The organism is Limnospira sp. PMC 1279.21, from assembly GCF_032349615.1.
GTDB classification, from domain to species: domain Bacteria; phylum Cyanobacteriota; class Cyanobacteriia; order Cyanobacteriales; family Microcoleaceae; genus Limnospira; species Limnospira fusiformis.
In genome coordinates, this window is the sequence record NZ_JARPLU010000217.1 from 1 (window position 1) to 5,144 (window position 5,144).

Below are 5,144 nucleotides of genomic sequence, written 5' to 3' on the forward strand. Positions count from 1 at the left end.
AGCACGGTTTTGAATGGGAGTTGGGAAAGGTGACTTTCCTTTCGACCCCTACCAATTGGGGCTATTTTATCGCTCATGTTTCTGGCTGCTAAGTTGGCTAAAAAGGTTAAGACTGCGCTGCTTCTTTCCCCTCTCGCACCCTAGCCACTAATAAAGCCTTATTATAGACAATTTCTGGGCGTTCTCCCTCCGCTGGCTTCGGGATTTCATCCCCTTGTTGAGCCATGTGAAGGCGCACAGTTATTAACTGTTCTGTGATTTGATGCTTGTTACACCAGCCTTTAATGATTTTAGCCAGCTTTAAGGTTTTATCCTCGGCGGCGGTCAATTCGTCTTCTAATGCTTGTAGATTTTCCGACAGTTGCGGGTAATTTTGGGGGTCGGTTTTTGCTTGTTCCAGCCAGGTCAGGAAGTCTTCAATAATTTGTAAGAAATCTGACGGAATGCGATCGCTCATGGTACAATCTCCTTAGATTAGAAAACCCTGTTTCTGGCAGCATTTAAGCTGTCTTACCTCATTTTAACACAGAAACCCCCCTTTTTTACCACTTGGTTTTGGCTGTGGCTTCTTGGGTTGGGTTCCGTGTTGGGTTCCGGTTGGGTTCCGTGTTGGGTTCCGTGTTGGGTTGCTGGTTGGGTTCCGTGTTGGGTTCCGCTGCGCTTCACCCAACCTACAATTCATTATTAATTGTTAATTATTCATTATTAATTATTGACTGCGCTTCACCCAACCTACAATTTATTTGAGGTTGTTCTCGAACTTCTAAAAAGTCCGGCGTAAACTCAGATAAGTTATTCCACCAATTGTTATCAAAATATCCCTGAGAATCAGAGTCTTTTTGTGGCGTTTTACCCTCATCAGCTATGACCTGATTAATATAGGCTAAAACCTTAGCTAACTGGGATTCTGGCAGGGTTTCAATGGCTTTAATTAGTTGTTCTCGGGCTGTCATCTGTTGTTTACCTCCAATTATCAATTACAATCGCTGGCTGTTGGGTTGCTGGTTGGGTTCCGTGTTGGGTTCCGCTGCGCTTCACCCAACCTACCCTATTGTAACTCACGAAGAATTGACAACCCATGCTATACTCATACAAACCCCAATGATGCCGCCACTCACATGAGGCTAGTTAAATGGACTCCACAACCCAAATCACACTCGAAACTATCAAAAACCTTTCTATTGAGGATTTTTTGAGCTTATTAAGACAAAAAGAAACTTTAATCGTGCAAGTTTCTACCCATGAAGTGGTGAGAATTAAAGCCAGCCTAGAACTCCCACCTTTACCGAAACTTGATGGTTATGTACCCCAAGGGTGGAAAGACGCGATTTACCATGAGTAACCCCGATTTAGTCTTTTTGGATGCGGGAATTTTTATTGGGGCGTTGCTAAGTCAAGATCCGCGTCATTCCGAAGCTCGTCCTATCGTTGAATCTGCTCGATGCGGAACCCTGCTCGCTTGTACTTCCGTTGGAGTATTGAGTGAAGTTTATGCAGCTTTAACTTGGACTGGCTCTCAACCTCCCCACCCGCCCAAAATCGCCAGTGAAGCCGTTCGTCTTTTGGTTGAGAAACCTTCTCACATTGTAGTTTTAGAAACCAACTTTCAAGCCAGCATGAAAATGCTAGAAATTGCCGCCTCTCAAAATCTTACAGCCCGTCGAATTCACGATGCCAGACACGCTGCTACCGCTTTAGTTGCGGGGGTATATAAAGTCTATACTTACGACCCTCAAGATTGGCGGTTATTTCAGCCCTATGGAATTCAAATTGTTGGTCCTGACTCTGTTTATTCGGGGAATGAGTCATTGCCCCTTTAACTAATTGGGCGATCGCTTCACCTAACCTACAATTCATTAATTGTTCATTATTCATTATTGACTGGGTGTTGGGTTGCGCTGCGCTTCACCTAACCTACAATTCATTAATTGTTCATTATTCATTATTGACTGGGTGTTGGGTTGCGCTGCGCTTCACCCAACCTACAATTCATTATTAATTGTTAATTATTAATTATTAATTGATTACAAGCCGATCGCCACAAAAGCAGACCAGTAACGGCGCTGACTAAACGGACGACTTTCATCATAGAACATTAACTTCAAATCGATTTTATCACACTCCTCTTCTGTCATTTTTAGACCATCAGAACACCACTTTAAAAACCCCGCCGCCGAAACCTCCCTTAGCCAATTTTGTGCCTTATGTAACGCCATCACGACCCGCGCATCTTTCCAAAATTCATAATAGAAACGAATCGCTAAACAAGCCGTCGCGAAATCATCCACACACCATAAACTACTCACTACCGTCGGAGTTCCCGCATACAAAAATCCACTCGCTAACCCAATATATTCATCCGTTAATAAACTCCCCATCAGTCCCGTCTCACAAGCGGAAAGCATCACCAGACGACAGGCGGGAATGTCTAAATTCCGATAAATTTCCCCTAGGGTTAAGCCTTGCTGTCCCGTGTCGAAGCGGCGACCATCCCGGAGGGTCAGGGTCTGGCGTTCTTTCTCCGTGGGGGGAGATTCGGGGGGTGCATCCCCTGCCAAAATAATAGCCGAATTGAGGGGATTTTCGCCGTCAAAGGCTCCGTGACAGGAAAAATGAATCAGATGACTCTCGCGCAGTTTCTCTAGGGTTTCCAGGTGATTGAGGGCGGATTTGGTCGCGGCTTCCTGGCTGAGGATATAGCAGTTGGGGTCGAAGTAGGGGCGGATGAACTCGACCTCCATTTGGGCATAGTTGAGGTCTTTGGTGGGGTTCTGCACGGCGAAGAATTGGGGCGCGGTGGCGGGTTGGGGGCGGTGGTGGAGGTAGTCCAGGATTTGGCAACTGGGGGCGTAGCTGACCCCTTGGCTAAAGCGCTCCAGTAACGGGGTGGCGGGGGCGTTGAGGTCAACGGATAAGGCGTGGAGGGGGAACAGGTGCAGGTAGAGGTGGGGAATCAGAATCAGCCGTTGACAAATCGGCGGCAGGGGTGCGATGATATCCGATAGGTGAAGATATTCGGTGAGGTCATCTAGGCGATCGCCTAGAGCTTGATACCAACTCGCTTGGCGGTAGTCGGCGAAGTAGGTTTGGTTGAATTGGTCGAGGCGCTGGCGTTGGTCGGCGCTGTAGCAGTGAACGTCGATATGGGGGCGGTCTTGGTCTAGGGTGACCGTGAACGCCCAGGCTCCCAAGTTCGGGTCTTGGGGGAGATACCATTCGATGAGAGCCGTTTCCGGGGTCAGGAGTTGGCGAAAGTCGGGGAGTTGGGGGCGCACGGTCTGGAAGGCGTTAAAGGCGGGGTCGTTGATTTCCGCCAGCAGGGTTTGCCGTTGTTGGATCAGGCTTTGCAGGGGAGTGGTTCCCCGTGCCTCGGTGGCGGTGGCGAGTTCCAGGTTTGCCCGGATTTCCCGGCTTCCCGGTGTCCCGGTCTTCCCGTCCGTGGGGTTCTCCGTGGGGGCGAAGGATTGTTGCAGGGCGGCGATTTCCCGGTTGAGTTGGCGGTATTGTTCCTGTTGTTCGGGGGTGGCGTTTTTCGGAACCAGGTCGGCGCTGGTGAGCATTTCCATCAGGGTGCGGGACTTACTGCGATCGACCGTCAGCAGGGCTTGCTCGTAGCGTTCCAGGTGGATGCAGGCTTGTATCATTTTGCCATAGAGGGGCAGGGCATCTTCCATGATTTGCCGTTTCGTGTCGGGGGAGGTCGCCCAGTCCCGGCTCTGTTCGACGGCGCGGATGGCGTTGTCGTAGCCTTGGATGGCGATTTCCCAGTTTTGCAGGTCATAGCCGAGGTTGCCGAGGTTGCGTCCGGTTTTGAGGCAGTAGAGGGGGAAGGAGGAGGGGGTGAGGACTTCTAAGGCGGATTGGAAGCAGCGAATTGCCGACTCGATATTGTCCGCTCGCTCTCTTTGAATGCGGTTATTGTAGGCAATCCCCAAGCAAATTTGAGTCGTTGCCCAATATTCGGGAAATGCCGTGCGGGTGAAAACTTCTAAGGCGGCTTGTAAGGCAGTGATCGCCGACTCGATATTGTCCGCTCGCTCTCCTTTGATGCGGTTACTGTAGGCATTCCCCAAGTTTATTTGAGTCCTTGCCCAATCTTCGGGAAAGGCGGTGCGGGTGAAGACTTCTAAGGCGGCTTGGTAGGCAGCGATCGCCGACTCGATATTGTCCGCTCGCTCTCTTTGAATGCGGTTACTGTAGGCAATCGCCAAGTTATTTTGAATCCTTGCCCAATCTTCAGGAAAATCGGTACGGAAGCGGCGAATCGCTTTCCCGATGATATTGTTGGCTCCCTCTCCCCAAATGCGGATTTGGTAGGCAGTCGCCAAGTTATTTTGAGTAGCTGGCCATTTTTCGGGAAATGTCATGCGGCTGTATAATTCTAAAGCGTCTTGGAAGCGGCCAATTGCCTCCTTGATGATATTGTTGGCTCCCTTTCCCCGGATGCGGTTACTATAGGCATTCCCCAAGTTCATTTGAGTCTTTGCCCAATCTTCGGGAAAGGCGGTGCGGGTGTAAACTTCTAAAGCCGCTTGGTAGCCAGCGATCGCTTCCTCGATATTATCCCCTCGCTCTCCTTTGATGCGGTCTGAGTAGGCATTCCCCAAGTTCATTTGAGTCCTTGCCCAAGATTCGGGAAATGCCGTGCGGGTGTAAACTTCTAAAGCCGCTTGGAAGTAGCGAATCGCCTCCTCGATATTGTCCGCTCGCTCTCCTTTGATGCGGTCACGGTAGGCAAGTCCCAAGTTCATTTGAGTCGTTGCCCAATATTGGGGAAAGGCGGTGCGGGTGAAGACTTCTAAGGCGGCTTGGTAGCAGCGAATCGCCTCCTCAATATTGTCCGCTCGCTCTCCCCGGATGCGGTTACGGTAGGCTTCTCCCAAGTTATTTTGAGTCCTTGCCCAATATTCGGGAAAGGCGTTGCGGCTGTAGACTTCTAAGGCGGCTTGACAGCAGCGAATCCCCTCCTCGATATTGTCCGCTCGCTCTCCCCAGATGCGGTATAAGTAGGCAGTCCCCCAGTTCATTTGAGTCATTGCCCAATCTTTGGGAAAAGCCGTGCGGGTGTAAACTTCCAAGGCCGCTTCGTAGCAGCGAATCCCCTCCTCGATATTGTCCGCTCGCTCTCCCCAGATGCGGTATAA

Annotated in this window: 5 protein-coding genes; 2 read left to right on the plus strand and 3 right to left on the minus strand. The window is 50.2% G+C overall.

The features are described 5' to 3' along the window. Positions 1-106: 106 nt before the first annotated feature. Entirely contained in the window at positions 107-457 is a 351-nt protein-coding gene (locus tag P5683_RS21685) for a hypothetical protein (RefSeq protein WP_315641166.1), read from the minus strand. A gap of 238 nt (positions 458-695) precedes the next feature. Next, the gene (locus P5683_RS21690) at positions 696-953 is read right to left on the minus strand and encodes a hypothetical protein (RefSeq protein WP_006668463.1); all 258 of its coding nucleotides are present in this window, start codon (positions 951-953) and stop codon (positions 696-698) included. A gap of 179 nt (positions 954-1,132) precedes the next feature. Here P5683_RS21690 and P5683_RS21695 point away from each other — a divergent pair, with 179 nt between their 5' ends. Both P5683_RS21695 and P5683_RS21700 read left to right on the plus strand, forming a co-directional pair. Beyond that, entirely contained in the window at positions 1,133-1,342 is a 210-nt protein-coding gene (locus tag P5683_RS21695; protein ID WP_006668464.1) for a hypothetical protein, read from the plus strand. Further along, entirely contained in the window at positions 1,335-1,820 is a 486-nt protein-coding gene (locus P5683_RS21700; RefSeq protein ID WP_046320643.1) for a type II toxin-antitoxin system VapC family toxin, read from the plus strand. The genes P5683_RS21695 and P5683_RS21700 overlap by 8 nt, the downstream gene beginning before the upstream one ends. A 204-nt stretch (positions 1,821-2,024) precedes the next feature. Here the strand turns inward: P5683_RS21700 and P5683_RS21705 are convergent. Beyond that, on the minus strand, positions 2,025-5,144 hold a 3,120-nt coding region (locus P5683_RS21705; protein ID WP_315669478.1), incomplete at its 5' end, for a CHAT domain-containing tetratricopeptide repeat protein.